This is a genomic window from Sutcliffiella halmapala (assembly GCF_002019665.1).
GTDB lineage: Bacteria > Bacillota > Bacilli > Bacillales > Bacillaceae_I > Sutcliffiella_A > Sutcliffiella_A halmapala.
Genome location: NZ_KV917375.1, coordinates 658803 through 684283 on the forward strand (window position 1 = coordinate 658803; position 25481 = coordinate 684283).

General features: G+C 37.5%; 27 protein-coding genes. All 27 read left to right on the forward strand.

Going from position 1 to position 25481, the window contains the following annotated elements; genetic code table 11:
* Positions 1-18 precede the first annotated feature (18 nt).
* The 27 genes from flgM (at position 19) to cccB (ending at position 25228) form a co-directional block, all read left to right on the forward strand.
* On the forward strand, positions 19-279 hold the full coding sequence (flgM, locus tag BK580_RS02935) for a flagellar biosynthesis anti-sigma factor FlgM (RefSeq protein WP_078378888.1): 261 nt from the start codon (positions 19-21) through the stop codon (positions 277-279).
* 9 nt (positions 280-288) lie between these two features.
* The gene (locus BK580_RS02940) at positions 289-753 is read left to right on the forward strand and encodes a flagellar protein FlgN (RefSeq protein WP_078378889.1); all 465 of its coding nucleotides are present in this window, start codon (positions 289-291) and stop codon (positions 751-753) included.
* Between the two features lie 12 nt (positions 754-765).
* Complete coding sequence (gene flgK / locus BK580_RS02945; protein ID WP_078378890.1) at positions 766-2628, forward strand: flagellar hook-associated protein FlgK; 1863 nt, start codon at positions 766-768, stop codon at positions 2626-2628.
* Positions 2629-2637: 9 nt separating this feature from the next.
* Positions 2638-3516 carry a flagellar hook-associated protein FlgL gene (flgL, locus tag BK580_RS02950; protein ID WP_078378891.1) on the forward strand — a complete coding sequence of 293 codons (879 nt, stop codon included), beginning with the start codon at positions 2638-2640 and terminating at the stop codon, positions 3514-3516.
* Positions 3517-3591: 75 nt separating this feature from the next.
* Positions 3592-4182 (forward strand): DUF6470 family protein, encoded by a 591-nt coding sequence (locus tag BK580_RS02955; RefSeq protein WP_078378892.1) that lies wholly within the window; start codon positions 3592-3594, stop codon positions 4180-4182.
* A 12-nt stretch (positions 4183-4194) separates the two neighbouring features.
* Complete coding sequence (gene fliW / locus BK580_RS02960) at positions 4195-4632, forward strand: flagellar assembly protein FliW (protein ID WP_078378893.1); 438 nt, start codon at positions 4195-4197, stop codon at positions 4630-4632.
* Between the two features lie 15 nt (positions 4633-4647).
* The gene (csrA, locus tag BK580_RS02965; protein ID WP_078378894.1) at positions 4648-4875 is read left to right on the forward strand and encodes a carbon storage regulator CsrA; all 228 of its coding nucleotides are present in this window, start codon (positions 4648-4650) and stop codon (positions 4873-4875) included.
* Positions 4876-5047: 172 nt separating this feature from the next.
* The gene (locus BK580_RS02970; protein WP_078378895.1) at positions 5048-5863 is read left to right on the forward strand and encodes a flagellin N-terminal helical domain-containing protein; all 816 of its coding nucleotides are present in this window, start codon (positions 5048-5050) and stop codon (positions 5861-5863) included.
* Between the two features lie 61 nt (positions 5864-5924).
* A complete protein-coding gene (locus BK580_RS02975; RefSeq protein ID WP_078378896.1) occupies positions 5925-7721 on the forward strand; it encodes a motility associated factor glycosyltransferase family protein in 1797 nt (598 codons plus the stop codon).
* On the forward strand, positions 7714-8076 hold the full coding sequence (locus BK580_RS02980; protein WP_078378897.1) for a DUF8042 domain-containing protein: 363 nt from the start codon (positions 7714-7716) through the stop codon (positions 8074-8076). The genes BK580_RS02975 and BK580_RS02980 overlap by 8 nt, the downstream gene beginning before the upstream one ends.
* Positions 8073-9305: a motility associated factor glycosyltransferase family protein gene (locus tag BK580_RS02985; RefSeq protein WP_078378898.1), complete on the forward strand. Its 1233-nt coding sequence runs from the start codon at positions 8073-8075 to the stop codon at positions 9303-9305. The genes BK580_RS02980 and BK580_RS02985 overlap by 4 nt, the downstream gene beginning before the upstream one ends.
* 49 nt (positions 9306-9354) lie before the next feature.
* The gene (gene pseB / locus BK580_RS02990) at positions 9355-10323 is read left to right on the forward strand and encodes a UDP-N-acetylglucosamine 4,6-dehydratase (inverting) (protein WP_078378899.1); all 969 of its coding nucleotides are present in this window, start codon (positions 9355-9357) and stop codon (positions 10321-10323) included.
* A gap of 34 nt (positions 10324-10357) precedes the next feature.
* Positions 10358-11542 carry a UDP-4-amino-4,6-dideoxy-N-acetyl-beta-L-altrosamine transaminase gene (gene pseC / locus BK580_RS02995; protein WP_078378900.1) on the forward strand — a complete coding sequence of 395 codons (1185 nt, stop codon included), beginning with the start codon at positions 10358-10360 and terminating at the stop codon, positions 11540-11542.
* Between the two features lie 14 nt (positions 11543-11556).
* Positions 11557-12288: a cytidylyltransferase domain-containing protein gene (locus BK580_RS03000; RefSeq protein WP_078378901.1), complete on the forward strand. Its 732-nt coding sequence runs from the start codon at positions 11557-11559 to the stop codon at positions 12286-12288.
* Positions 12289-12302: 14 nt separating this feature from the next.
* Positions 12303-13376 carry a UDP-2,4-diacetamido-2,4,6-trideoxy-beta-L-altropyranose hydrolase gene (gene pseG / locus BK580_RS03005; RefSeq protein ID WP_078378902.1) on the forward strand — a complete coding sequence of 358 codons (1074 nt, stop codon included), beginning with the start codon at positions 12303-12305 and terminating at the stop codon, positions 13374-13376.
* On the forward strand, positions 13373-13930 hold the full coding sequence (gene pseH, locus BK580_RS03010) for a UDP-4-amino-4,6-dideoxy-N-acetyl-beta-L-altrosamine N-acetyltransferase (protein WP_078378903.1): 558 nt from the start codon (positions 13373-13375) through the stop codon (positions 13928-13930). The genes pseG and pseH overlap by 4 nt, the downstream gene beginning before the upstream one ends.
* Complete coding sequence (gene pseI / locus BK580_RS03015; RefSeq protein ID WP_078378904.1) at positions 13927-14976, forward strand: pseudaminic acid synthase; 1050 nt, start codon at positions 13927-13929, stop codon at positions 14974-14976. Before pseH ends, pseI begins: the two co-directional genes overlap by 4 nt.
* Positions 14977-15517: 541 nt before the next feature.
* Positions 15518-15862, forward strand: a complete 345-nt coding sequence (gene flaG / locus BK580_RS03020) for a flagellar protein FlaG (protein WP_078378905.1) — start codon at positions 15518-15520, stop codon at positions 15860-15862.
* 12 nt (positions 15863-15874) lie between these two features.
* Positions 15875-17398, forward strand: a complete 1524-nt coding sequence (locus BK580_RS03025) for a flagellar hook-associated protein 2 (protein WP_078378906.1) — start codon at positions 15875-15877, stop codon at positions 17396-17398.
* A 28-nt stretch (positions 17399-17426) separates the two neighbouring features.
* The gene (gene fliS, locus BK580_RS03030) at positions 17427-17828 is read left to right on the forward strand and encodes a flagellar export chaperone FliS (RefSeq protein WP_078378907.1); all 402 of its coding nucleotides are present in this window, start codon (positions 17427-17429) and stop codon (positions 17826-17828) included.
* Complete coding sequence (locus BK580_RS03035) at positions 17828-18181, forward strand: flagellar protein FliT (protein WP_078378908.1); 354 nt, start codon at positions 17828-17830, stop codon at positions 18179-18181. Before fliS ends, BK580_RS03035 begins: the two co-directional genes overlap by 1 nt.
* Before the next feature lie 12 nt (positions 18182-18193).
* Complete coding sequence (locus BK580_RS03040) at positions 18194-18574, forward strand: DUF8042 domain-containing protein (protein ID WP_078378909.1); 381 nt, start codon at positions 18194-18196, stop codon at positions 18572-18574.
* 273 nt (positions 18575-18847) lie between these two features.
* Positions 18848-19408: a ribosome hibernation-promoting factor, HPF/YfiA family gene (gene hpf, locus BK580_RS03045; RefSeq protein ID WP_078378910.1), complete on the forward strand. Its 561-nt coding sequence runs from the start codon at positions 18848-18850 to the stop codon at positions 19406-19408.
* Between the two features lie 176 nt (positions 19409-19584).
* Positions 19585-22095, forward strand: coding sequence for a preprotein translocase subunit SecA (secA, locus tag BK580_RS03050; protein WP_078378911.1), 2511 nt, complete (start codon positions 19585-19587; stop codon positions 22093-22095).
* A 147-nt stretch (positions 22096-22242) separates the two neighbouring features.
* Positions 22243-23341 (forward strand): peptide chain release factor 2 gene (prfB, locus tag BK580_RS03055; protein WP_235863985.1). Its coding sequence is split into 2 segments (ribosomal slippage): positions 22243-22305 and positions 22307-23341, totalling 1098 coding nucleotides; the frame shifts between segments, so codons are not numbered across the junction.
* Positions 23342-24005: 664 nt separating this feature from the next.
* A complete protein-coding gene (locus tag BK580_RS03065) occupies positions 24006-24836 on the forward strand; it encodes a YitT family protein (protein ID WP_408055253.1) in 831 nt (276 codons plus the stop codon).
* A gap of 59 nt (positions 24837-24895) precedes the next feature.
* The gene (cccB, locus tag BK580_RS03070) at positions 24896-25228 is read left to right on the forward strand and encodes a cytochrome c551 (RefSeq protein WP_078378914.1); all 333 of its coding nucleotides are present in this window, start codon (positions 24896-24898) and stop codon (positions 25226-25228) included.
* The last annotated feature ends 253 nt before the right edge of the window (positions 25229-25481 follow it).

Consider the following 25481-nt stretch of genomic DNA (forward strand, 5'->3'; position numbering starts at 1 on the left):
GAGAAAGAAGGGATAGCAATGAAGATAAATAATATCGGTCCTTCTGGAATAAATCCGTATAAAAACCAAGCGAAACCACCAGTGAAAGCATCGAATGTAGCAAAAGGGGATCAAATTGAGATTTCCAATAAGGCATTAGAGATGCAGGAACGGTCTAAATTTACCGAAATACGTCAAGAAAAGGTAGCCTCACTGAAGATTGCGGTAGAGAATGGAACCTATCAAGTCGATTCCAAAACAACTGCGACAAAGATGATTGATTTTTATTTCAACAAATAAGGAGCGCCTATGTCCATTCCAACTATTATTTCAACCCTTGAACAATTAGCAGCCTTGCACGATTCCTTGTACGAACTAACGACCCGGAAAGCAGAAATCGTGAAAAGCAACAGCATAGAAGATTTACAGGAGCTAACGAAGGAAGAAAAGAAATGCACGACAGCGATCTATCAGCTCGAGCGACAAAGAGCAGAACTTTCTGGCAATAAAACAATTTCTGAGTTGCTCGTGGATGCGAGCGAGAATGAAAAAGCGGCTTTGCTTCAACTTAGAGAACGTTTAACTAATACAATTGAAAGCATTAAGCAGCAAAATGAATTAAATCAACAGCTTTTACAGCAATCACTGCAGTTTGTTTCGATGACGATCAATGCATTAAACCCGGAGCCAAACACAGTGACTTATGAAAAATCAGCGAACATCAAGAAAAATACCAATGCCCCGACGCGATCCATGTTCGATTCAAAGGCTTAGGAGGAAGACCCCATGCGTTCAACATTTCATAGTCTCGAGGTTGCGAGACGAGGTTTAGTAACACAACAAACAGCCCTACAAACAGTCGGCCATAATATCGCAAATGCCAATACTCCTGGATATACAAGACAACGGGTGAATTTTGTACAAACCGAACCGTATCCACCTGCCTCAATGAACCGCCCTCAAATTCCAGGACAGCTCGGAACAGGTGTCCAAGCAGGAAGTATTCAACGTGTGCGGGAGAGCTTTCTAGACATACAATACCGTGGCGAAAACAATAAACTTGGGTATTGGGAATCACGTGCAGATGCGTTGCAAAAGATGGAAGAGATCATGAATGAACCATCTGAAACAGGATTATCGACGACATTAGATCGTTTCTGGCAAGCGTTTCAGGATCTTGCTGTCAACCCAACTAACGCAGGTGCTCGTTCGGTTGTCAGGCAACGTGGACTAGCCGTTGCGGAGACATTTAGCTATTTATCTAATTCGATATCAGCTGTCCAACAAGATATCAAAAATGAGATGAATGTTACGATGAAACAAGTAAATTCACTCACACAGCAAATTAACAACTTGAATAAACAAATCGGCGAAACGGAACCACATGGTTATTTGCCGAATGATTTATATGATGAACGCGACCGCTTAGTTGATGAGCTATCCAAAATTGTCAATATCAAAACCACTCCTGTTGGAAGCGGTGGTAGTTCCCTTGCTATTGCTGATGGAAAAGTGACGATTGATTTAGTGGATCATACTGGTCGTAAAATTGGAACATTAGTAGATGCAACTAGTTTGCGTTCCAATGATATGGCTTTAGAATTTCATCATAATAGCGGTTTAGTCGATGGATTTAAAATCGGGGATGCTAGTTTCGGGATTGATTCGCTGCAGTCATCTGGCAAGTTAAGAGGGTTAATTGATTCTTTTGGATTCATGAACGGACAAAAAGAGATGGGAATCTACCCAGATATGCTTAACCATTTGGATACGATTGCATTTGATTTTATGCAAGAGATTAATCGAGTACACGAATCTGGTTGGAGCATTAGCAGTATGAATGAAGGAGCCCATACCGCATATGAATTTTTCTCATTCACGAATACAGATATAACTTCAGAAAATAAAAAAAATGCCGCAAAGTTTTTTACTGTTTCGCAAGATATTATGCGCTCACTTGATAATATCGCTGCTTCTGGTTATAACCAAGGCATTATCCCGACAGGTAACTTTCAAGGCTATAATGGCAAAGATGCGGTGTCTATTACGCTTCAATCTACAGTAGATGCGAATGGTGTACAGCAATTTACTTACACGGTTTACGATATGACACAATCTCCTAAGCAAGAGATGAAAATGTCAGCTGGCTTTTCGGATCTATCAGAACTAGCGGCTACTCTGTCGGAAGAATTTGTAGACGAAAATGTTAATCCTTCTGTAGCATTTGACATGAAGTTAGTGCGCGTAGCTGACGTTTCTAACGGCAAAACAATTACGATTGATTTTCCTCAAAAAGGGGAAGTAGCAGGTCGAGTTGGAGACGGAAGCAATGCAGTGGCTCTTGCAGAGGTTAAATCTCGTGCCTTGCAACTGAATGGAGTATCGACGACATTCCAAGATTATTATGAAAGTGTTATTGGTGGACTAGCGGTAGATGCTCAGGAGGCAAACCGATTAGCCTATAATAGTGAAACATTAAAATTATCGGTCGATCAACGCCGTCAATCCGTTAGTGGTGTGTCCTTAGATGAAGAAATGACCAATATGATTCAATTCCAGCATGCCTATAATGCCTCAGCGCGAATGATTTCATTAGCTGACGAGCTTTTAGATAAAATTATTAACGGCATGGGCATTGGCGGAAGGTAGGAGAGTTAAATGAGAATTACACAAAGTATGCTAAGTCAAAACTCTTTACGCCATATAAGCAATAGCTACGGCAAAATGGGGAAACTCATGGACCAGCTGGCAACTGGAAAAAAGATTTCCAGACCATCTGACGACCCAGTAGTGGCGATGAAGGGAATGTACTATCGTACAAATCTAACCGAGCTCGAGCAATATAAACGGAATTTAAGCGAATCGTATGCTTGGATGGAGAATTCAGAGGCCTCATTGGATCACGTACAAAGCTTGATGCATCGGGCGAGTGAATTGATGATTCAAGGCTCGAATGATACTGCTTCCCCATCAGACCGTCAAGCTATTGCAAAGGAAATTGAACAGCTCAAGGAAGACTTTGTTCAAGTAGCCAATACGCAAGTTGCTGGTCGGTATATTTTTAATGGAACAGCGATTGATAAGCCCAGAATAACAGACTCCAGTAATCCTGAATCTGTTAGTACGGAAAACTTGCCATTTGAGATAGAAGTATCACGTGGCATAAAGCTTCAGTCCAATATTAATCCAGATAATGTCTTTAGCAAAGAAATGCTGGAGATGTGGAACGGTATTCAAACTGCGTTAGAAACAAGTGATACAGAGAGCTTAAAGGATTTAATGGGGCGGTTTGAGAAACAGGGAGATATTATCTCAGCCGAACGCTCAGAGCTTGGAGCCCGTTATAATCGCTTAGAGTTAGTGGATGATCGTATTGCTTATCAAGAGGTTGTGGCAACACGGATTCTTTCAGATAACGAAGACGCGGATATTGAGCGAGTAATCACGGAGCTAACGAGCCAGGAAAGTGTCCACCGTGCTTCATTAGGAGTAGGGGCACGAATTATCCAACCATCATTATTAGACTTTTTACGCTAAAAGAAACTGTCTTAGAGCTGTCTGTATAACAGACTTTTAAGACAGTTTTTTTCTGAAAAAGGAGAGGATTTAACAATGCTTTTTCCTCAAATTAGATTGGAGTCATCCTTTGCGCAGACGGAATTAACGATAAATAAACCAAAACAGGAAATTAAACAACCGAAAGCGGATTTAGACATTCAGCAGCCAAAGGCAGAACTGGCGATGCAACGCACTCCCGCACGTCTCACAATCGATCAAACGCAAGCTCGAGCGGACATGGATTTAAAGCATATCTCTCGTAGGATAGAGGAAGCAGCTCAGCGTGGATACCAAGACTGGCTGGAAGGGTTAGCTCGAGTTGCGCAAGATGGTAACGAACTGATGCGGATTGAAAACGGTGGCGGAGCAATTACGAGACAGGCAAAGCGCAATAGTGAAGGTCCACCTGATAGCTTTAATATTGGATGGATTCCGTCGCATTTTAGTGTGAAAATTGATTATGAACCAGGTAGAGTCGATATTAATGTGAAAGAAAATATGCCTGTCATTCACGTTCAGCAAAATAAACCTATTCTTGACTATACCCCTGGATCAGCAAAAGTCCAGCTTGCAAAATATCAATCGCTACAAATTGACTTTGAAAACCTCCGTTATGTCGGAGTTGGATATGAACAAAAAATATAAGGGTGTGAAACGATGAAAATTGAAACGAAATATCATGGAGCACTAGTGATAACAGACCAAGATGTAATTTCCTTTCCAAATGGCTTGCCAGGATTTCAAGAGGAAAAACATTTTGTGGTGATTCCCTTTTCAGAGGAAGGCATGTTTCAAATATTGCAAAGCATCAACACTCCGCAGCTAGGATTTGTCATGACAAATCCATTCGCCTTTTTTCCAGATTATGATTTTGAATTGGAGTATCAGGCTATCGAAGTATTAAAAGTAAATACTCCAGAGGATGTCGAAGTGTATTCAATCTTAACGGTTCAAGATCCCTTTAACAAAACAACGGCAAACCTCCAAGCCCCTATAGTGATTAATAAAGCAAGTAAACTTGGGAAACAACTGATTTTAACGGGTACAAGCTATTTAACAAAGCATCAGCTATTCGATAAAGTGGAAGCAAAATAGAAAGGAGGAGACGGAATGTTAGTATTAACGCGTAAAACAGAGGAAGCAATAAAAATTGGCGACGACATCGAAATTAAAGTAATCGCAGTCAGTGGCGATCAAGTTAAGCTAGGCATCGAAGCACCAAAGCATGTGGAAATCCACCGCAAAGAAATCTATCTTTCCATCCAAGAAGAAAACAACGCAGCGTCTCACTCCTCGTTCGATTTGCTTCAAGCACTATCGAATCAACTAAAAAAATAAAAAAAATATAAAATTTCCTCCTTCCCCTATTAAACGTTTGTCGAGACTGGTCGATATAAAAAATGTAAGCAAATAGAAACAAAAGGCGGCCGACTTTTGACCTGTTTGTAAAATCTAATTCCGACCACACAAGGACGTGGGAGTCGGTGACAATTCAAGGAGGAAAATTAAAATGAGAATTAATCACAATATTGCTGCTTTAAACACGCACAGACAATTAAATTCTGCTACTACTGGGCAAGCAAAATCTATGGAGAAATTGGCTTCAGGAATGCGTATTAATAAAGCAGGAGATGACGCTGCTGGATTAGCAATTTCTGAAAAAATGCGTGGGCAAATTCGAGGTTTAGAGCAAGCTTCTAGAAATGCTCAAGATGGTATTTCTTTAATCCAAACAGCTGAAGGCGCATTAAATGAAACACATGATATATTACAACGTATGCGTGAATTGGCAGTACAAGGATCAAACGATACTAATGTTACTAAAGACCGTGATGCAATTGCAGCTGAATTAACACAGTTGCAAACGGAAATTACTCGGATTGCCGATGAAACAGAATTCAATACACAGAAGTTACTTCAAGCGACTGCTTCTTACAATTTTCAAGTAGGTGCAAATTCAGGTCAAACAATTTCTTTGGAAATTAAAACCATGACTTCCACTGCTTTAGGTTTGACAACTACAAATCTTGCAGTAGGTACTACTACAGAAGCAAATAATGCTATTACTAAAATCAATGATGCTATTGAAACTGTTTCGACAGAACGCTCTAAATTAGGTGCGCACCAAAATCGTTTAGAACATACAATAAATAACTTGAACACTGGATCAGAGAATTTAACAGCTGCTGAATCTCGTGTAAGAGATGTTGATATGGCAAAAGAGATGATGACTCAAACTAAAAATTCTATTCTATCTCAAGCTGCTCAAGCTATGCTCGCGCAAGCTAATCAACAGCCTCAAGGAGTTCTTCAACTTCTTCGTTAATTTAATAAAGAAAAAGAGGCAACTTTTAAGTTGTCTTCTTTTTATATAAAGGGATGATATTGTGAATTTACCACGAGATATATTACAACAAGAGATAGTATCTAAGATTGAGATACTATCTTCAAAAGATAATCTTCCAATATTCGAGATAGATGGATATATTACTAATAGTAAGTATAACCCTATTAATGAGGCGATAAAACTAGCGCAATTAAATTTCAAAAAAAATCATATTCATGTTTTATTAGGCATAGGTGCTGGTTATATAGCTAAAGAGTTGTTTTTGAAATTAAGTGAAAATGAAGTTTTGTTAATTATTGAACCTAATGTCGAACTATTTAAAAAGTTGATTAAAGTTCAAGATTTACAATATTTAATCGATGATAAAAAGGTAACCGTGATCACAGGATTGAATTTTGAGTATTTTGAAGAATATTTGAGTGTAAATGTAGTCAAATTCAATAATAGATTACAACTAATTGTATCCCCTAATTACGAAAAAATATATCCATCCTATTCTAAACAAGTTTTGATGACAACTAAAGATATACTACTATTACAAGTTGTAAATAAGAATACTATGAAAAGATTTTTTGGGAGTTGGCAAGAAAATTTTATAGAAAATCTTTATCATGTTTTTACCGCTAACCCTTTTTCACATCTTAGGAAAAGGTTGAATTGTCCAGTTGTTATTACTGCTGGGGGACCTTCCTTGATTAAGCATATGCAATTAATTAAGGAACGTAGAAACCAGATGTTTTTACTTTGTGCAGGATCAACAATTAATTCATTGCTAGCAAATAATATTATCCCAGATGCCATTGTATCTATAGATGGTGGGTATGAAAATTACAAACACTTTGAGAACTTAAGTTACTTGGAGGTTCCTCTACTATTCTCCCCTAAATTACACAAAGATATCTTAAAGATATATAAAGGCAAGAAAATACTTTTTACTGATAAAGCAGAATCACGCAATAACAAACTGATAGATGAAATTGTTGATTATCAAATCGGCGAAGTCTATGGAGGACCTTCCGTTGCTAATTATTGTTTAGATATAGCTGTTCAATTAACGACTGGTCCTATTTGTATGATTGGGCAGGACTTAGCTTATACAAATAATACGACACATGCAGAAGGAAACAAGAACTATTCTGTTATTAATGAACATTCAATTGAAGAGCGAATGCTATTTAAAGTAGCTGGTTATGATGGTGGAGATGTACTAACTGATTATCCTTTATTTTCTATGAAGAAGGCTTTTGAGGAGTACTGTAAGCATGCCTTAAAAGATAGCAATCAGATTTTTAATTGCACCGAAGGTGGTGCGAAAATTGAAGGAATCGAAAATATCTTATTTTCAAACTTTGTGAATAATTATTGTAACAAAGATTTATCAAAAGAAGTTGGTAAGGTATTGAATGAAACTAGAATAGAAAAGACAAAAGAACAATGGGATAATCTTTTTAATGTGATATCAGATGAAAAGAGAAAGAGTAAAAAGGTAATGATACTTTGTAAGGAATCATTGGAGGTATTATCTAAAATAGACAAAGAAACACCGAGTTTTAACTTTAAAATAATTAAACAACTAGATAAATTTGATAGAAAACTTAAAGTACTTCTTAAAAACGAATTCTTATTTTATTTATTCGGAGAAGTTTCTTTTAATATAAATAATTATTATCTTGAGCAAGAGAATGAAACAGAAGAGGAATTACAAAAGAGAATCTATTTAAAATCTTGTGCATTATATGAAGGGATTCATTTTGTCTCCAATGAGTCGATTGCTTGGTTTGAAAAATTATTAGAAAAGATAAGTAGTGAAAAACAAAAGGGTGAATTAAATGAATAAAGAGTTAATAATAGATAATGTGGAATTTCTAAATAATTATATTCCGAAACTAATGAATGCTATTGATGAGGTAGTTGGTTACCTGATAACAAATAATGAGACACAGTCTTTGAAAATACTTCAAAGTTTAATGGAAGGATTGGATTGGACAATTAGATCTATCAGTAGTTTAAGGGAGCTTGGTTATGTTGAGAATTTGAACATAGATGAAATGAATCAATTCCTTATTGAAACGGAACAAGCTTTTAGAAGAAAGGACTATGTTTTATTAGGAGATTTGTTGCAATATGAAATTGCAAGAATTTTGGATAATTGGCTAAAGAAAATAGAAAGTATCGATGGTGATCTGATTTGAATTTTGAGTTAGTAAACACTCGAACGAAACCCACTATTAAAGGTAGGATAGGGAATGAAATTTTTTATTTACACAGTAAATATAATCCGTTAGTTGAAGCAGAAAGATGGGCTAGTGGAATAGATAAGAAAAAAAAACAGGCTGAATTAATGATAATTGGTATGGGAGCTGGTCATCATATAAGGGCCTTATTAAATGAAGTCCAGGTGCAAAAAATTAATATTTATGATTTTAATGATGTTTTTTCAAGTTGGATAAAGAAATCTGGACTTATAGATGATTTAATTTTAAGTGAAAAGGTTGAGTATCATTCGATTAAAACTCCTAAAGATTTGGGGGAATTTGCATTATCTTTAAATGAAAATATGATTGTTTATGAGCCAGCTTTAAAAATATTTTCTGTGGAGTTTGAAGTAATAAAAAATAAAATCGAGAATTATATTATTCAAGAACGAACTATTATAGATCAAAAAGATCAATTTTTTCAAAACTTTGTTTCAAATCTAAAGATAAAAGATCCAGGTATAACAAAATATAGAGGAATAAATAAAACTTCAATGATTTTAGTGTCAGCCGGACCTTCTTTAACGAAGCAATTACCAACATTGAAGAAAGCATATTTAAGCAAACGGTATGTAATTGGTGTAGTTGGTACAGCATTTAAACCTTTAATGAATTATGGTATAGTTCCCAATTTTGTAATGATTTCCGACCCTAAAGATGAAATAGTTGAACAATTCCAAGGGTATGAGACTGAGTCTACAAGTTTATTTTATTTAAGTACAGCTAATCGACATGCTGTTTCAAGTTTCAAAGGGTCACGTTATATTGTATGGCAAGAAGGGTTTCAACTTTCTGAAGAAGAGGCTGCTAAAAGAGGAGAGCCATTAGTAAAAACAGGCGGATCTGTTGCAACGTGTTTATTAGACTTAATGATTGTGTTTGGAGCTAACAAAATTGCGTTAGTTGGTCAAGATTTAGCTTTTACAGATGGAAAAAGTCATGCAGAACATACTCATGCGTTAAGAGATATTACACAACCCGCGTTTCTAAGGGAAATACCAAATTATTATCAAAATGGCTCTGTTTATACCTCAAGGAATTTATCAGTTTATTTAGCTTGGTTTGAAAAATATGTTGCTGGAAAGAATAGTATTGAATTTTGGAATTGCACTGAAGGTGGGGCGTATATAGAGGGCTGGAATCATCGTCCTTTTAATGAATTTTAGAAATGAAATTATTCGTTTGGAAAATCTTATATAATAGGGATGGTATGTAGTGAATTTACAAGGCAAAGTAGTATTAGTTACAGGTGGTACAGGTTCGTTCGGGAAAAAATTCGTATTAAGAGCTCTAGAAAACGGAGTAAAGAAAATTATCATTTTCAGCCGTGATGAGCTTAAGCAATATGAAATGGCACAAGAATACACTGACAAAAGGGTAAGATTTTTTATCGGAGATGTCAGAGATAAAGATCGGCTTTATCGAGCGTTTGATGGTGTAGATATAGTCATTCACGCTGCAGCTATGAAGCATGTTGGTGCATGTGAATATAATCCGTTTGAAGCAGTTAAAACAAATATTAATGGGGCGCAAAATATTATCGAAGCGGCAATTGATCGTAACGTTAAAAGAGTAATTGCTCTTAGCACAGATAAAGCAGCAAGCCCAATCAACCTTTATGGTGCAACAAAACTTGCTTCTGACAAGCTTTTTGTTGCTGCTAACTCGTATGCAGGAGATAAAGAAACAAGATTTTCAGTCGTAAGATACGGTAACGTTGTTGGGAGCCGAGGAAGTGTAGTACCATTCTTTAAAAAGATGAGTGCAACCGGAAAATTACCGATAACAGATGAAAGAATGACAAGATTTTGGATTACTTTAGATCAAGGAGTGAAGTTTGTACTCGATAGTTTAGAGAGAATGCAAGGTGGAGAAATTTTTGTACCAAAAATTCCAAGTATGAGAGTTATAGACTTAGCAGTAGCTATTGCTCCAGAATGTGAAATGGAAAACGTAGGTATTCGTCCGGGAGAAAAACTGCATGAAGCGATGATTACGGAAGATGACGCTAGACGTACATTGGAGTTTGATTCTTATTATGTAATCCAACCAGAATTCCAATGGTGGTCGGATGAACTTAAACATGAAGGAAAAGAATTAGAAGAGGGATTTAAGTATACGAGTGATTTGAATAAAGAGTGGCTAACAGTCGAGGAATTGCGCTTATTAGCAGGAGAAATGTAGTCATTGATTGCATTTCTTTTTTTAGGAGGACAAAATGAAGAAAGAAGATTCAATAGAACAAATAAGAAGTTCTTATTTACCATATGGCAGACAATGGATTGATGAAGAAGATATTGCAGCTGTTATAAAAGCTTTAAAAGGGGATTATTTAACAACTGGTCCTTATATTCAACTTTTTGAGCAAAAAATTGCAGACTATGTTGGTGCACAATATGCTGTATCGTTTTCAAATGGAACGGCAGCTCTTCATGGGGCGTGCTTTGCAGCAGGGATTGGAAAAGGTGATGAGGTTATTACCACACCAATGACATTTGCAGCGAGCGCCAATTGTGTTTTATATCAAGGAGGGAAAGTTGTATTTGCAGATATTGATTACCAAACATATAATATTGATCCAGTAGAAATAGAAAAAAAGATAACAAATAAAACAAAAGCAATTATTCCAGTGAATTTTACAGGACAGCCAGTTGATTTAGATAGAATTTTTAAGGTGGCTGAAAAATATAACCTTATAGTAATTGAAGATGCAGCTCATGCGATTGGTGCAGAATATAAAGGTAAGAAAATTGGTTCATTAAGTGATATGACAATGTTCAGTTTCCATCCAGTTAAGCACATAACTTCAGGTGAGGGAGGGGTAATTACTACTAATAATAAAGAATATTATGATAAACTCATTCAATTCCGTTCACATGGTATTACACGTGAACCTAGTAAGCTAAACGAAAATCATGGTCCATGGTATTACGAAATGCAATTTCTTGGTTATAATTATCGGTTGACAGATATTCAGGCAGCGCTTGGATGCAGTCAAATGAACAAGCTGGATATGTTTGTTGGTAAACGTAATGAAATTGTATCAAAATACAACGAAGCATTTAAGAGTGTACATCAAATTACAATTCCTTTTCAAAGTCCAGAGGTTCAATCAAGTTGGCATTTATATATTATTCGACTACACTTAGATGAAATAAATGTTGGAAGAAAGGAGATTTTTGAATCTCTACAGAAACAAAATATTGGAGTGAATGTTCATTATATTCCAATTCACTTGTTGCCATATTACCAACAGCTCGGATATGAAAAAGGCTCAATGCCAAATGCAGAACAACTTTACGAAGAGATTATTTCATTACCATTATTTCCAGCGATGACAGAGCAGGATGTTAAGGATGTCATAACGATAGTTAAAAGAACTATAGAAAAATATGCAAAATAAAAGAAGGTGATTCGTTGAAAGTAGCAGCTATTATTCAGGCGCGTATGGGATCTTCACGGTTACCGGGGAAAATTTTAAAAACCATTAATGGTAAAACATTGCTTGAATACCAGATAGAGAGGGTAAGACAGGCAAAAGCGATTAATCAAATTATTATTGCAACGACTGTAAAAGAAAGCGAAGAACCAATACTTAAATTGTGTAAAGAAATGAAAATCGAATACTATCGCGGTTCAGAGGAGGATGTCTTATCGCGTTATTATGAAACAGCACAAAAATTTGGAGTAGATGTAATCGTAAGATTAACTTCGGATTGCCCGATCATAGATCCGGAAGTAATTGATAAAGTAGTAAATTATTATATAGACAACCGAAAAGAGGTTGACTACGTTTCAAATACTTTAGAAAGAACATATCCGCGAGGTATGGATACAGAAGTATTTTCTTTTAAAGCCTTAAAAAAAGCCTATAATGAAGCTATTCTCCCTTGGGAAAAGGAACATGTAACAGCTTACTTTTACAACAACCCAAATTTTTTTATTCTTCGAGGGATCAAGAGCGATCAAGACTACCAAAGCTATCGATGGACAGTTGATACGGAAGAAGATTTTCAATTGATTCGAAACATTCTATGTGAACTTTATAATATAAAAAAGCATTTTTTATTAAAGGATATAGTGGATATATTAAGCGACCATCCAGAGTGGAGTAAAATTAATGCCCATATTGAACAAAAGAAGCAGTAAGGTGTGAGTTCAAAATGAATATCATTATTAGGACAGATTCTTCCCTTGAAATCGGAACTGGTCATGTAATGCGTTGTATAACTTTGGCAAAACAACTTAAAAGAGAAAATGCGGATATCACGTTTATATGTAGGGATTTTCCAGGAAGTAGTCATGCATTTATTGAGAGCGAAGGTTTTAATGTCCATACTCTAGTTTCACATGATAATCAAAATCAATTGCAATGGATAAAGGATAATTGGGATCAAGATGCCGAAGAAACCGAAATGCTATTAAATAAAATAAATAAAAAAATTGACTTACTTATTGTCGATCATTACGGAATTGATGTAAGGTGGGAGAGTCGGTTAAGGTCATTTGTTGATAATATTATGGTAATCGATGATCTAGCAGACCGTATTCATGAATGTGATTTAATACTCGATCAAAATAGTAATAAACAGGATCGTTATAACTTATTGGTGCCAAATTCTTGCATTCAATTGTTGGGACTCAACTATGTCCTCTTGAGAGATGAATTTTTAACCATTGATGTACGAAAGATTCAACGTGATGGTAGCATATCTACCATACTGGTTTTTTTCGGTGGAACGGATCCAACGGGGGAAACAATTAAAACGATTCAGTCCATTAAAGAACTGGGTCTTGTTGATATAGAGTTTAATATAGTAGTGGGATCAGCAAATCCCAATAAAGAGCTTATTCAGGAGATGTGCAAAAAAATCCCAAATACATTTTTTTACTGCCAAGTAAATAATATGGCCGATTTGATGGTGAAAGCAGATCTTGCAATTGGAGCAGGAGGAACAGCATCATGGGAACGGTGCTACCTTGGCTTGCCAACTATCATAATATGTGTAGCTCCTAATCAAAAAGAAGTAACAAATGCCATTGAAGCAAAAGGTGCAGCGATTAACTTAGGTACCAGTGAGGAAGTGACAGTTAAGAGAATTAATAAAGCGATTAAAGATTTATATGATAACCCTAAAAATGTTAACAAAATGATCCGAAGTTGTTTGGATATAGTTAGACCAAAAGAAGTAAAAAGAGGAATGGTAGTAAAGACTATTATGGAGTTACTCAAATGAATGTTTTTAAACGGGCAGAGTTAAGAGATATTAGAGAAAATGATTTAGAAAAAATATTACAATGGCGTAATCAGAAATCTATTAGAAAATTTATGTATAATAGTAATATCATTTCAATGGACGAGCATACACAATGGTTTTTAAAGATAAAAAATAGCAAAATTGCACAATCTAAAATCTTTTATTATAACCAAGTCCCATGTGGTATTCTAAATATTATTGAAATTGATTACATTAACAATAAATGTAAATGGGGTTTTTATATTGGACCGAATAATGCCTTAAAGGGGATGGGTACTATTTTGGGTTTTGTATCTTTAAATTATATTTTTAATGAATTATCAATTAGAAAATTGTCAGCTGAAGTTTTAAGTATAAATAAAAAAAGTGCTATCTTTCACCAAAAGTTAGGATTCGTTCGAGAAGGAAAGCTTCGTAAGAATATCATAAAAGACGGTGAATATATAGATGTTTTATTATATGGTTTGCTTGAAGAAGAATGGAAGGAACACTCGGAGAAAATTAAAAAGAGGATTGAAGGAAGGTATATATGAAAACAATTGACATCGGAGGAGTTAAAATTGGCCAGTATAATAAACCATTTATTATTGCTGAAATGTCAGGTAATCATAATCAATCTTTAACTCGAGCATTAGAAATAGTTGAAGCAGTCGCTAAAACAGGTGCAAGTGCACTGAAAATTCAAACCTACACTGCTGATACAATGACTCTAAATATTGAAAACCCTGATTTTAAAATTAATGACGGGAGTAGTTTATGGAATGGAAGAAACCTATACCAATTATACCAACAAGCATATACTCCATGGGAATGGCATAAACCAATTTTTGATAGAACACGAGAGCTTGGTATGATTCCATTTAGTACACCGTTTGATGAAACTGCTGTGGATTTTTTAGAAGAGCTAGATGTACCTCTTTATAAAATTGCTTCATTTGAAAATACTGATATTCCGTTAATTAAGAAAGTAGCTGCGACTGGAAAACCGATGATTATTTCTACAGGGATGGCAACAGTTGCTGAACTAGATGAACTTGTTCGTACTGCTAGAGAAGCAGGATGTGATGATCTAATTCTATTAAAATGTACGAGTACTTATCCGGCTAATCCTGAAAATACTAATATCTCAACTATTCCAAATATGAGAGAGCTTTTTGATGTACAAGTAGGTCTTTCGGATCATACAATGGGGACTGGAGTTGCTGTAGCAAGTGTGGCCTTAGGAGCAACAGTAATTGAAAAACACTTCACTCTTTCACGTGAAGATGGTGGTGTAGATTCTTCCTTTTCGATGGAACCAGACGAAATGCGCTCTCTTGTAATTGAGACAGAGCGCGCTTGGCAAGCAATAGGCAGGATAACGTATGGACCAACTGAAAATGAGAAAGCTTCTATAAAGTTTAGAAGATCAATCTATATAACCAAGAATCTAAGAGCTGGGGAAGAGTTGACAGAAGAAAACATGCGAGTTATTCGACCTGGATACGGTATGAAGCCTAAATACTATGAAGAGTTGCTTGGTAAAAAGGTGAAGGTGAAAGTAAGTGCAGGAACACCAATGACACTGGATTTAATTTAGTTTTATTAATCGTTTTGATGAGAATTCCTTTGGATTTTTGATTTATTAAGGTGCTAGTCTTTAATCAATTCAAATGTGACTATTGTCTATGAGCTTAAGTCAAGGACAACTGAAGCAACAAGCTTCCATTTTAAACGCTAAGTAAGATATGGGAGGATGTGGAATAAAAAGGGGGAACACTTTATAAACTACTAGCTTCCACGAATGTATCAGCCATCCAGTACGGCGCGCAGCCTCATTGGGAGCGTTGATTTTAAATTATAGGTTAAACATTCTGAAGTAGCCAAGTAGAGGCTACTTTTTTCGTTAAAAGCTTTGTTTGAGGGTGGCCCCCTGTTGATTGGAGTGTAAGGTGTTGCGACTACCGCGGAACTGATAGCCTGGAACGGAGCCAATCAGAGAGTGTAGAGACATTTACTATTTTTAGTTACATAAACTATCAACTATTCTAAGTTAGAACAAACTTCTCAAATTTTCCTTCACTTTCCCTTTTTTCCTCCGATAATAATACTAGAATATACATTTGTCGGAGGGGAACCCCATGAACATTTCCCAGGTTGGTACCAACATAGACAATTCAGCTAGAATTAAAGTGAAAAGCACTGAAACAAATAAAGTTGATTACTCTATTGAAGAAGCAAAGCAGTTATCTCCTGTTAAGAGTAAAGAGAGCATTATACGTATTGTAGAAGGGATGAATGAATTGATTACTCCCCTCAATGTCTCTGTAAGATTTGAATTTCATGAGGAATTAAATGAGTATTTCGTCAAAGTTGTGGACGCTTTAACAGACGAGGTCATCCGCGAAGTTCCTCCCAAAAAGTTTTTAGATATGTATGCAGCAATGACAGAGTATATGGGATTATTTGTTGATAAAAAGATTTAGGTGGTGAATCAATTGCGGATAAGTGGTTTTGCAAGTGGTATGGATATAGACAATATGGTGAAGGAATTGATGAAGGCAGAACGGATGCCGATGAATAAATTAACGCAACAGAAGCAATTGCTCGAGTGGAAACGCGATGATTATCGAGATTTAAATAGGTTGTTAACTGATTTTCGAAATCTTTCTTTTGATATGACTCTGCAGAGAACATACTCTCAGAAGAAGGTTAGTTCCACTAATCCAATGGTATCGGCGACTGCCTCTTCTACAGCGGCAAATGCCACATATACGATTTCAGATGTGAAGGTTGCTACTGCTTACTCTATATCTTCAATTGGATTTTCAAAAACGGACGAACAAGATCCTCCGAAGAGTTTACTGGATCCTTCAAAAAGTATATGGGAACAAAAAGACCTTTTTGAAAAATGGGGTACTACACCAGAGGATTCTACATTTACGATAACAACTTATAATGCAAGTGGTCAGCCAATCGAAGATACGTTTACTCTTAATGCAAGTACAACGATGAATGATCTAATGTCGAAGATTAGTTCGTCGAATATAGGTGTCACGGCGTTTTATGATGAAACCACTGGCGAATTAATGCTTACTAGAAAAGAAGCAGGATCATTAGTAGGTGAAGACGGAGCTATAATTAAATTTACAGGACCTTTTTTAACAGATGTGCTGGAGTTGGACAAAGGGAAAGAAGTAGGTGGTTCCCAAGCAGAGCTCACGATCAACGGTGTAACAACGACGCGTCCAACAAATAGCTTCTCTGTCAACGGTGTAAACTTCACATTAAACGGTGACATGGAAGGGCAAACAGCAGTAGTATCCATTGGAGCCGACACGAACAGTACTTTTGACGCAATAAAAAATTATGTAGAAAAATATAACGAGCTCATTACTCGAATTAATGAAAAAACGGCTCAACCGGTTTATCGCGACTTTAAACCATTATCTGTTGAAGAACGTGAATCCCTTTCAGAAAAGCAAATTGAGCAGTGGGAAGAGAAGGCAAGAAGCGGGCTGCTTCGAAATGATTCCATCCTTTCCTCAGGATTAAGTCAAATGCGGATGAACTTTTATGAGCCTGTATCCGGTGGTGGGGCGTTTAATCAGTTAGCCAAGATTGGTATTTCGACAGGAGCCAACTATCTCGATAAAGGAAAGCTCATTATTGATGAGGACAAACTAAGAGATGCGATTGAAAAGGATCCTACATCGGTGATGAATTTATTTACAGCTAATGGTGACGATAAATCTTCGCAAGGATTGGCAAGAAGATTACGTGAATCTATAGGGACGACGATTCAACAAATAGAAGCACGCGCAGGGAATAGTACAAGAACGAATCAGCAATTTACTTTAGGTCGCGAGCTACTGAATATGGATAAGCGAATCTCTACCTTTGAGGTGCGTCTGCAGCAAAAAGAGGCGCGCTACTGGCGTCAATTTACTGCAATGGAGAAGGCAATCAACATCGCTAATCAACAGTCAGTGTCTATAATGAGTCAATTTTATAATAACTAACGTTTATCAATAAAAGGAGTGTCCCATCATGGCAATCTATAACCCCTATCAAGCCTATCAGCAAAATTCGGTTGCAACCGCTTCTCCTGGTGAGCTGACATTAATGCTTTATAATGGATGCTTAAAGTTTATGAGGCTTGCTAAAAAGGGAATCGAAGAGAAAAATGTGGAAGTGAAAAATACAAATCTTCTTAAAGCACAAAAGATCATTCAAGAGCTAATGGTAACGTTAAACACGAATCTTGCCGTTTCGAAGTCAATGTTAGCGATGTACGACTACATGAACCGTCGTTTGATTGATGCGAATATAAAAAACGATGTCTCAATCATTGAAGAAGTGGAAGTCCACATGACAGAATTCCGCGACACATGGAAGCAGGTTATCCAAACGAATAGACAGAAAACATTTTCGCAAGGTGGTCAAGCGTAATGGCAGTTGTTGAGGATTTGCATCGGGTAACGACCCATCTACTTACTATGCTAGAGGAAGAGTTTCCTGCTGAGGACAAGCGCGATCCCTTTATTGAAGAAGTCGAGAAGCTTCTGCAAATTCGCGAATCGTTGCTGCAAAGGCTTGCTCCTCCTTTTACGGAAGCGGAGATAGAGCTTGGTAAAAAGGTAGCGCAGGCAAGCCAACTGATTCCAGTGAAGCTTGAAGCATTTCAAAAGCAATTAAAACAAGAATGGAGTCATATGCAACATTCGAAAAAGACAGCGAAGGCCTACGAAAAGGCTTATGCTGGTGTTTCGATTGATGGGATGTATTATGACAAAAGGAATTAGGTGTTTCGTATCTTGCGTTTAAAAGAAGAAGAGTTTATGGTGTTACAGCAATATAATGATTTGTTAGAGACGTTAGAAGAAGCCTTCACTTACTTGTGTAAGAAGGCGGATGTACATATCGATACAAGCCAACAGGTGAAGCAGGACAGTTATTTAGCGATTGCAAGGCTCGTGGAAACGCATGTGAAGCTGGCTGATTGGTTTCATGATAAGGAAGAAGCGCTACAGATCATCGCAGAGTTTGAACGGATTATCGATGAATTAGAGGTACTGGGTCATTTTGATAAGAGTCATATACCAGAACAGGTTACATTCTCTACTTATGTCTTACCAGTATTTGAAGAATGGAAAATAAATATGCAAAAACAGCTCATGCCTTTTCTGGCACATTAACTCTCTGGGAATTTCGGAGAGTTTTTTTAATTGGAAGAAAGTTTTACCAAAGACATGCATATACTTGTTTCACCCCCACTGCGACGCCTGTTTTAAGTAGTTCACAAATTCTTAACATTTCTTTTACGTTTAAGCAGGAATTGTGTTGGGTATTGTAGAAATATGTTTACATAGCTTTTAAATAAGCTTAACCTTTCTAAAATATAGAAAGGGATTGTAGACCATTGTTTGGAAGCTAGTAATCCAAACAGTAACAAAAGGAGGAGTTCGTTTATGAAGTACAACGTTCGCGGTGAAAACATTGAGGTAACTCCAGCAATTCGAGATTATGTTGAAAATAAACTCGGAAAGATTGAGCGCTATTTTGACTCAACAGAAAATGCAGAATGCAAAGTGAATTTAAAAGTCTACAACAACCAACAAAAAATTGAAGTCACCATTCCCATGACAGGCCTAGTCCTACGTGCAGAGGAAAGTCATGATGACCTATATGCAGCGATAGACCTTGTCTTAGATAAATTAGAGCGACAAATTCGAAAACATAAAACAAAAGTAAACCGCAAATTACGTGATACTGGCTCTCCAAAATACTTATTTAATGAAGTAATCGATAATGTCGCCACTTCCCATGTAGCTGTGGAGGACGAAGAGGATGAAGAAGATTTAGTCAGAACAAAGCGCTATAATCTAAAGCCGATGGACAGTGAAGAAGCGATTCTTCAAATGAATCTATTAGGGCATAACTTCTTCGTATTCCTAAACGCAGCGACAAACGAGACAAATGTCGTGTATAAGCGTAACGATGGAAAATATGGATTGATTGAATCTTATTGAACTGAAGGGACCCTATGATGGGGTCCCTTTTAAAATGTGAAGGATTGACAATCATAATAGTAGGGATAAAGTCGCCCTTCACTTATACCGTAATAAGTTGTACCGCAACCCAATAAGTGTTAAAATTTAAATTATTATTATGTGCTATTAGACTATAGGTACAGAGGAGCGTTCTTATGCTTGGTTTACTAAATAAAGTGTTTGATATGAATAAGCGTCAATTGAAACGTCTAGACAAAATGGCGGATCAAATAGATTCCCTTAGCGCGGATATGGCAAAGCTTTCTGATGAGCAACTACGCGAGAAAACGGAAGAATTCAAAGCTCGCTATCAAAAGGGTGAAAGTGTTGATAGCATGCTGACAGAAGCTTTTGCTGTTGTTCGTGAAGCAGCGAAACGCGTGTTAGGTCTTTATCCTTATAAAGTTCAATTAATGGGTGGTATTTCCTTACATGAGGGGAATATTTCTGAGATGAAAACTGGGGAAGGTAAAACATTAACTTCCACACTTCCAGTTTATTTAAATGCGATTACTGGTAAGGGTGTTCACGTTGTAACCGTGAATGAATACTTAGTAACTCGTGATGCAACCGAAATGGGACAACTTTATGAGTTCCTTGGTTTAACGGTGGGGCTTAACTTAAATGGGCTTTCTCGTGAAGAAAAAATAGAAGCGTATAAAGCAGATATTACATATGGAACGAATAATGAATTTGGTTTTGACTACCTACGAGACAACATGGTGTTATACAAAGAACAAATGACACAACGTCCACTTCACTATGCGGTAATCGATGAAGTTGATTCCATTTTAATCGATGAGGCGCGTACACCACTTATTATTTCTGGAAGTGCGCAGAAATCTGCTTCATTATATATTCAAGCAAATGCCTTTGCTCGCACGCTTGTGCTCGATACCGATTATACCTATGATGTGAAAACGAAGGGTGTTCAATTAACGGAAGATGGGATTACAAGAGCAGAGAAGGCTTTTGGGATTGAGAACCTTTTTGATATTACGCATGTTTCATTAAACCATCATATTAATCAGGCATTAAAAGCACATGTTACGATGCACAATGATGTGGATTATGTAGTGGAAGAAGGCGAAGTTGTCATTGTTGACCAATTTACCGGTCGTCTAATGAAAGGACGTCGTTACTCTGATGGACTTCACCAAGCTATTGAAGCAAAAGAAGGCCTTGATATTCAGAATGAAAGCATGACCCTTGCGACGATTACGTTCCAGAACTATTTCCGGATGTATGAAAAGCTTGCGGGGATGACTGGTACGGCGAAAACGGAGGAAGAGGAATTCCGTAACATCTATAATATGAGTGTTGTTGCAATTCCAACTAACCAAGATATCGTTCGTGATGACCGTGCAGATCTTATTTATAAAAGTATTGAAGGTAAATTCAATGCCGTTGCAGATGATATCACAGAGCGCCATAAGATTGGCCAACCTGTGCTTGTCGGTACGGTTGCAATTGAAACTTCTGAAGTGATTTCCCGTCTTTTAACAAAGCGTGGAATTAAGCATAATGTCTTGAATGCGAAAAACCATGCTCGTGAAGCAGATATTATTTTAGACGCTGGTCAAAAAGGTGCTGTTACGATTGCGACAAACATGGCTGGTCGTGGTACAGATATCAAACTTGGCGAAGGCGTTAAAGAGGTCGGCGGTCTTGCGGTAATCGGTACGGAGCGTCATGAATCTCGTCGTATTGATAATCAGCTTCGTGGACGTTCTGGTCGTCAAGGAGACCCAGGGGTAACGCAATTCTATCTATCCATGGAAGATGAATTAATGCGTCGCTTCGGCTCTGATAATATGAAAAATATGATGGAGCGCCTTGGGATGGATGATACCCAGCCGATCCAAAGTAAAATGGTATCTCGTGCGGTTGAATCTGCTCAAAAACGTGTTGAGGGTAATAACTTTGATGCGCGTAAACAGCTCTTACAGTATGATGATGTGCTTCGTCAACAGCGTGAAGTGATTTACACGCAACGTTTCGAAGTATTGGATTCTGAGAACCTACGTGAAGTAGTAGAGAGAATGTTAACTTCTGCTATTCATCGTCAAGTTGGGTTATATACACCGAAAGAGGACCTTCCAGAAGAATGGAATCTTCAAGGAATCGTCGACTATGTCGAAGCGAATCTTCTTGATGAGGGCGTTGTAACGGTTAATGACTTCCGTGGGAAAGAACCAGAGGAAATGGCCGAGTTAATCATCGGAAAAGCGAAGGTCCGTTATGATGAGAAAGAGCAAGAGCTATCTCCTGAACAAATGCGTGAGTTCGAGAAAGTTGTCGTGCTACGTGCGGTGGATAGTAAGTGGATGGATCATATCGATGCAATGGATCAATTGCGTCAAGGAATCCATTTACGCGCGTATGGTCAAATTGATCCGCTTCGTGAGTATCAATTTGAAGGATTTGCAATGTTTGAAACGATGATCGCTGCGATTGAGGATGATGTAGCGAAATACGTGATGAAGGCGCAAATTCGCAACAACTTACAACGTGAAGAGGTAGCAAAAGGCCAAGCTGTGGTACCAAAAGAAAGCGGCGGCGAGCCACCAAAGAAAAAGCCAGTCAAAAAAGTAATGGAAGTTGGCCGTAATGATGCATGCATTTGCGGTAGTGGAAAAAAATATAAAAATTGCTGCGGAAAATAATTTCTGTACGATTTTGTTAATGGTGGAGCTGAATTTCGGCTCCACTTTTTGTGCGATTAGGGTTATCCTGGTTGCACCTGCTTTTTTATTTTCATAAAATAAGCTAGAATAGACTATTAGTTGCGAAAAAATTATGAGGTGAACTAGATGGAATTAGTAGAAATTCGTCACGAGTTAGAAAAAATGGCTAAGCGATTAGTTGAGTTTAGGGGGTCTCTTTGACTTAGAGGCCAAAGAAAGACGTATTGCTGAATTAGATAACGAAATGGCCAACCCGGAATTTTGGAATGACCAAAATGCGGCACAAGTTGTTATCAATGAGGCGAATACACTGAAAGATCCTGTAGGTCAATTTCATGAACTAAGTGAGAACTATGAAAACCTACAATTGACATACGATTTGTTAAAAGAAGAAGCGGATGCTGAATTACAAGCCGAGCTGGCTGGTGAAGTGAAAAGCGTCACAAATGATTTCAATAATTTTGAACTTCAACTACTACTTAGTGGTGAACACGATAAAAATAATGCGATCCTTGAGCTTCATCCAGGTGCAGGTGGTACGGAATCACAGGACTGGGGTTCCTTGCTATTAAGAATGTACACGCGCTGGGCTGAGCGAAAAGGCTTTAAAGTAGAAACGCTCGATTATTTACCTGGAGATGAAGCTGGGATTAAAAGTGTTACCTTGCTCATTAAAGGCCACAATGCTTATGGGTACTTAAAAGCGGAAAAGGGCGTGCACCGTCTTGTTCGTATTTCCCCATTCGACTCATCCGGCCGTCGTCATACGTCTTTCGTATCATGTGAGATAATGCCAGAATTTGATGATGAGATTGAAATTGACATTCGAACAGAGGATTTGAAAGTCGATACGTACCGTGCAAGTGGAGCGGGTGGTCAGCATATTAACACGACTGATTCCGCTGTACGTATTACACATTTACCAACCAATGTCGTCGTTACATGTCAAACGGAACGTTCGCAAATCAAGAACCGTGACCGTGCCATGAAAATGTTACAAGCAAAGCTTTATCAAAGAAGACTTGATGAGCAGCAAGCAGAACTAGACGAAATCCGTGGCGAGCAAAAAGAAATCGGTTGGGGAAGCCAAATACGTTCCTACGTATTCCACCCATACTCCATGGTGAAAGATCACCGTACCAACACAGAAGTTGGTAACACCCAAGCCGTAATGGATGGCGACCTAGACCCATTCATTGATGCATATTTGCGATCACGATTATAAGAACTGGTTGAAGAGGGGGCCAGGCACCAATTGGAGAATTCGTCCAATTGGTGCCTGGCCTTCGGTGTTTATTGTCTTAAAAGTTTGCTCTTTTTTATTAAATTGTGAAGTCTTAGGTGGGAATCGCTGCATAGCATAATAGGGTTGATTTTTATTCCTAGGGCGGATTTTGCAGGGAAAGTAGGCACTCTCTTGTTCTTGGATTTTGAACTTCTGAAATTTTTGGCAGACCTTTTGAGTTACTTTCGAGAGCTTCTGACATTTTTCGAGAACCTTCTGTTTTTTTTCCGAGAGCTTCTGACATTTTTCACAAACCTTCTGAAATTTTTGATTTCCCCTCTTATTTCCCAAGTTTGATTGACTGACGCATCTTAGCGAATGCGTCAGTCAATCAAACGCTACGCCCCCTCGATTCTAACTTCACCCTAAAAAGAAATAGTGTCTATTGTCCAAAATCACACCCCCTCATAGAATCCCCTCCAATTACAAACACTACCAATATAAAACCATCTATTTAATGCTTTACCACGTTATACCAACGCCATTTACACCGGTACTTGCACATGCTATACTCTTGCTCGTTGTGTAAAATTTTTATATAGGTAAATTCTTGGAGGGACAAGCATTGAAACATAAACATAGGAATGGCTATCAAGTAAATCCAGTGTATCAGCGAGTAAAAGAATATACATATGTCGTGTTAGGGTCAACGATTGTTGCCTTAGCTTTTAATCTATTTTTACTACCAAACCGAGTTGCGTCAGGTGGAGTTAGTGGAATCAGTACCATATTGGACTCTGTTCTTGGTTGGGAACCGGGAATTGTGCAACTATGCTTTAATATTCCCTTATTCTTTCTAGGAGTATTTCTTTTGGGGAAACAGTTCGGGCTCAAAACATTGGTGGGGACGATTACGCTACCGTTAATTGTTTTGTGGACAAGAGATTTTGCTCCGGCAACTGTTAATCCGATGTTAGGAAGTATCTTCGGTGGAATCGGGGTAGGATTAGGTTTGGGATTAGTGTTCCGTGGACGAGCATCTACCGGAGGAACCGATTTAGCAGCGCAAATTATTCATAAATATACCGGTCTTTCATTAGGAACATGTGTAGCACTTATTGATGGATTAATCGTGCTAGCAGCCGCAATCGTTTTTGATTTTGAACTTGGAATGTATGCATTAATTGGTTTATTTGTAACTAGCAAAACGATTGATTATGTGCAAGTAGGTCTTGGATATTCCAAAATGGCGATTGTCATAACCCAGAAAGAAGAAGAAGTAAGGCAAGCAATTCTTACAAAAATTGATCGTGGCGTAACGAAGCTTTCCGCAACAGGTGGTTACACGGAGGATGAACGACCGGTCCTGATGTGTGTGGTCGATCAGACTGAATTCACAAAATTGAAACAAGTGGTTCGAAGCATTGATGCCTCTGCATTTGTGGTTGTAATGAACGCATCAGAGGTTCTCGGTGAGGGTTTTAAAAGAGAATAGAATGGTTATAATAAGGTGGAAGTTGGTATATTTTACTTCTATTTTAGGGGGACTTTAAAATGAAAAAGTATTTAGTTGCATGTCTATTTGGACTATCACTACTAATGTTAGCTGCATGTGGTGGTGGAGAAGAAAATAATACAGCTACGGATGCACCAATCGAGCAAGGTGCAACAGCAGAAGCGGAAAAGCTTTTTAAACAAAGCTGTGCAAGCTGTCATGGCGGTAATCTAGAAGGCGGATTTGGTCCGAAACTTGAACAAGTCGGAAATAAATACTCAGCAGCTGAAATTGAGGATATTATTTTGAACGGTCAAGGAAAGATGCAGGGCGGACTATTAAAAGGTGAAGAAGCATCAACTGTTGCTTCTTGGTTGGCTGAACATAAATAATAAACGAGAGCTCCTGCGGAAATGTGGGAGTTCTTTTATTTTTCTTCCTAAAACGAATAATTATCAACTCCAAATTCAGTGTCAAAACTCCTAAGCGAAATCTCCTCATTTCACAATAACTTTTTAAAAAGTTAATTTGTATAAAAGCTTTTAAAAGTCTCTCTTTTCATCTAGCCTTAATTCCTTTATCGAACTTATTTTTTTCGACAAACGTAGGAAAGGAATCTATTAAAAGGTAATAAATTACTACATT

Coding starts and splice junctions, on each gene's coding strand:
- BK580_RS02955 (WP_078378892.1), top strand. CDS start 3,592: ATGCTTTTTCCTCAAATTAGATTGGAGTCATCCTTTGCGCAGACGGAA.
- flgL (WP_078378891.1), top strand. CDS start 2,638: ATGAGAATTACACAAAGTATGCTAAGTCAAAACTCTTTACGCCATATA.
- flgK (WP_078378890.1), top strand. CDS start 766: ATGCGTTCAACATTTCATAGTCTCGAGGTTGCGAGACGAGGTTTAGTA.
- BK580_RS02940 (WP_078378889.1), top strand. CDS start 289: ATGTCCATTCCAACTATTATTTCAACCCTTGAACAATTAGCAGCCTTG.
- BK580_RS02980 (WP_078378897.1), top strand. CDS start 7,714: ATGAATAAAGAGTTAATAATAGATAATGTGGAATTTCTAAATAATTAT.
- BK580_RS02970 (WP_078378895.1), top strand. CDS start 5,048: ATGAGAATTAATCACAATATTGCTGCTTTAAACACGCACAGACAATTA.
- fliW (WP_078378893.1), top strand. CDS start 4,195: ATGAAAATTGAAACGAAATATCATGGAGCACTAGTGATAACAGACCAA.
- BK580_RS03035 (WP_078378908.1), top strand. CDS start 17,828: ATGGCAGTTGTTGAGGATTTGCATCGGGTAACGACCCATCTACTTACT.
- flgM (WP_078378888.1), top strand. CDS start 19: ATGAAGATAAATAATATCGGTCCTTCTGGAATAAATCCGTATAAAAAC.
- cccB (WP_078378914.1), top strand. CDS start 24,896: ATGAAAAAGTATTTAGTTGCATGTCTATTTGGACTATCACTACTAATG.
- pseC (WP_078378900.1), top strand. CDS start 10,358: ATGAAGAAAGAAGATTCAATAGAACAAATAAGAAGTTCTTATTTACCA.
- flaG (WP_078378905.1), top strand. CDS start 15,518: ATGAACATTTCCCAGGTTGGTACCAACATAGACAATTCAGCTAGAATT.
- csrA (WP_078378894.1), top strand. CDS start 4,648: ATGTTAGTATTAACGCGTAAAACAGAGGAAGCAATAAAAATTGGCGAC.
- hpf (WP_078378910.1), top strand. CDS start 18,848: ATGAAGTACAACGTTCGCGGTGAAAACATTGAGGTAACTCCAGCAATT.
- secA (WP_078378911.1), top strand. CDS start 19,585: ATGCTTGGTTTACTAAATAAAGTGTTTGATATGAATAAGCGTCAATTG.
- fliS (WP_078378907.1), top strand. CDS start 17,427: ATGGCAATCTATAACCCCTATCAAGCCTATCAGCAAAATTCGGTTGCA.
- pseH (WP_078378903.1), top strand. CDS start 13,373: ATGAATGTTTTTAAACGGGCAGAGTTAAGAGATATTAGAGAAAATGAT.
- pseI (WP_078378904.1), top strand. CDS start 13,927: ATGAAAACAATTGACATCGGAGGAGTTAAAATTGGCCAGTATAATAAA.
- pseG (WP_078378902.1), top strand. CDS start 12,303: ATGAATATCATTATTAGGACAGATTCTTCCCTTGAAATCGGAACTGGT.